The sequence below is a fragment of the Burkholderia sp. LMG 13014 genome (assembly GCF_905232215.1).
GTDB lineage: Bacteria > Pseudomonadota > Gammaproteobacteria > Burkholderiales > Burkholderiaceae > Burkholderia.
Genome location: NZ_CAJNKE010000682.1, coordinates 1 through 2,872 on the forward strand (window position 1 = coordinate 1; position 2,872 = coordinate 2,872).

The 2,872-nt window shown below is 62.4% G+C and carries 3 protein-coding genes; 1 reads left to right on the top strand and 2 read right to left on the bottom strand.

The genetic code is table 11. From position 1 onward, the window contains the following. Both tsf and rpsB read right to left on the bottom strand, forming a co-directional pair. Positions 1-863, bottom strand: an 863-nt coding sequence (tsf, locus tag JYJ84_RS33025) for a translation elongation factor Ts (RefSeq protein WP_205190008.1), incomplete at its 3' end; no start/stop codon positions are given. A 162-nt stretch (positions 864-1,025) separates the two neighbouring features. After that, positions 1,026-1,766 carry a 30S ribosomal protein S2 gene (gene rpsB / locus JYJ84_RS33030; protein WP_006752149.1) on the bottom strand — a complete coding sequence of 247 codons (741 nt, stop codon included), beginning with the start codon at positions 1,764-1,766 and terminating at the stop codon, positions 1,026-1,028. A gap of 378 nt (positions 1,767-2,144) precedes the next feature. Here rpsB and map point away from each other — a divergent pair. Beyond that, on the top strand, positions 2,145-2,872 hold a 728-nt coding region (gene map, locus JYJ84_RS33035), incomplete at its 3' end, for a type I methionyl aminopeptidase (RefSeq protein WP_205190009.1).

The following is a 2,872-nucleotide window of genomic DNA, read 5'->3' on the forward strand; positions in this document are numbered from 1 at the left end:
GCGACTTGCGCGGCCACTTCGGCGGCGAAGTCGTCCTGGCGCTTCTCGATGCCTTCGCCGACGACGAACAGCGTGAACTTCTGCACGGCGGAATCCGCTGCCTTCAGCATCTGTTCGATCGACTGCTTGTCGTTCTTCACGAACGTCTGGTTCAGCAGCGACACTTCCTTCAGGTACTTCTGGACGCTACCGTCGACCATCTTCGCGACGATCTCGGCCGGCTTGCCCGATTCCGCAGCCTTCTGCTCGGCCACGCGGCGTTCCGTCTCGATCAGTTCCGCCGGCACGTCAGCCGACGACAGCGCGACCGGCTTCATCGCCGCGATGTGCATCGCGACGTCCTTGCCGACCTGCTCTTCCGCACCCGTGTACTCGACGATCACGCCGATACGCGCGCCGTGCAGGTACGTTGCGATCTTGTTTGCGGTTTCGAAACGGACGAAACGGCGGATCGAGACGTTCTCGCCGATCTTGCCGATCAGTGCCAGGCGCACTGTGTCGACCGTCGAGCCTTCGAGCGGCAGTGCCGACAGCGCAGCCACGTCAGCCGGGTTTTGCGTCGCGACGAGTTCTGCAACCGTCTTCGAGAATGCGAGGAAGTCGTCGTTCTTCGCGACGAAGTCGGTTTCGCAGTTCAGCTCGACCAGCGCGCCTGCGTTGCCGCCGACGAACGATGCGACGACGCCTTCTGCCGTCACGCGCGATGCCGCCTTGCTCGCCTTGTTGCCGAGCTTGACGCGCAGCAGCTCTTCAGCCTTGGCCAGATCGCCGTCAGCTTCCGTCAGCGCCTTCTTGCACTCCATCATCGGTGCGTCGGTCTTTGCGCGCAGTTCTGCCACCATGCTTGCGGTAATTGCCGCCATCATTCGCTCCTTGAGTCTGTATTCACAACGCCGCCCGCTTGGACGCGAACGGCCGAGATTCGTTTCCGGACCCGCACCAAATCGGCGCGATCAGGTCCGGCGCACAAGCTTAAAAAAAGGGGGCCTGTTGAGAGCCCCCTTTTTGCGCCGGCTCGGGGCCAGTTACGCGTTTTCCTCGACGTACTCGTCGTCGCCGCGTGCGGCCTGGACCACTTCGTTGACCGCGTTCGCACGGCCTTCGAGGATCGCGTCGGCCACGCCTTCAGCGTACAGTGCGACTGCCTTGCTCGAGTCGTCGTTACCCGGGATCACGTAATCCACACCTTCCGGCGAGTGGTTCGTATCGACCACGGCGATGACCGGCACGCCCAGCTTGTTCGCTTCCGTGACGGCGATCTTGTGGTAGCCGACGTCGACGACGAAGATTGCGTCCGGAATGCCGCCCATGTCCTTCACGCCGCCGATCGACTTCTGCAGCTTGGCGATTTCACGTTCGAACAGCAGCGCTTCCTTCTTGCTCATCTTCTCGAGCTCGCCTGCCTCGACTGCCGCTTCCATGTCCTTCAGGCGCTTGATCGATACCTTCAGCGTCTTGAAGTTGGTCATCATGCCGCCGAGCCAGCGTGCGTTGACGAACGGCATGCCTGCGCGCTGCGCTTCCTGAGCGATCGTGTCACGCGATTGACGCTTCGTGCCGACGAACAGGATCGTGCCGCGGTTCGCTGCCAGCTGGCGCACGTACTTCTGTGCGTCCGTGAACATCGGCAGCGTCTTTTCGAGGTTGATGATGTGAATCTTGTTGCGGTGACCGAAAATGAACGGAGCCATCTTCGGGTTCCAGAAGCGCGTCTGGTGACCGAAGTGGACACCTGCTTCCAGCATTTGGCGCATCGTAACTGCCATGTAAATTCTCCACGAGGGTTGGGTCTTAAGCCGGCCGCCGTACCGCCGCGCGAACCCGCCCCAAAGGGCACCGATTCCGCGCGGCCGGCACCCTGGTTGCGCCGGCTTGCGATTCGACACGAGCAAAACGCCCGTGCCGCAAGCCTTTCACCGCCATGCCGCCCCAAAACGGGGCAAGCTCGGCATTTGGATGTCGACTTAGCCAAAGAGTATAGCACGCCGATTTGTCCGCTCTCAAGTCGCTCACCACTTTTGCTTGCCGCGCGGCGACCGGGCGGACAATCCGCGAAAACCCGCATCCGCACCGCCGGCAGGGGCTGCGACGCCTGCCAGAAGGTGCGATAATCCGTCAATTCACCGCATTCCAGGCATACCTCGATGGCTATTACGCTCAAAAACGAACACGATATCGCCGAGATGCGCGTCGCCTGCCGTCTCGCGAGCGAAGTGCTCGACTTCATCACCCCGCACGTCGTCGCGGGCATCACGACCGCCGAACTCGACCGCCTCTGCCATGAGTTCATGCTCAACGAGCAGGGCACGATCCCCGCGCCGCTGAATTACCAGCCGCCCGGCTATCCGCCGTACCCGAAGGCCACCTGCATCTCGGTCAACGACGTGATCTGCCACGGCATCCCCGGCGAGAAGGTGATCAAGAACGGCGACGCGCTGAACATCGACATCACCGTGATCAAGAACGGCTACTTCGGCGACACGAGCCGGATGTTCATCGTCGGCGAAGGTTCGATCCTCGCAAAGCGCCTCGTGCAGACCACCTACGAATGCATGTGGCTCGGCATCGACCAGGTCAAGCCCGGCGCGCACCTCGGCGACATCGGCTACGCGATCCAGAAGCACGCGGAAGCGCAGGGCTACAGCGTCGTGCGCGAATACTGCGGCCACGGCATCGGCACGGTGTTCCACGAGGATCCGCAGGTCGTCCACTACGGCCGTCCGGGCACGGGCATCGAACTGAAGGCCGGGATGATCTTCACGATCGAGCCGATGATCAACGCCGGCAAGCGCGACATCCGCACGATGCCCGACCAGTGGACGGTCAAGACACGCGACCGCAGCCTGTCGGCGCAGTGGGAGCACACGGTGCT

What these genes read in the sequence shown, in the direction of transcription:
- rpsB (WP_006752149.1), bottom strand. Translation starts at nt 1,766, where the DNA reads ATGGCAGTTACGATGCGCCAAATGCTGGAAGCAGGTGTCCACTTCGGT.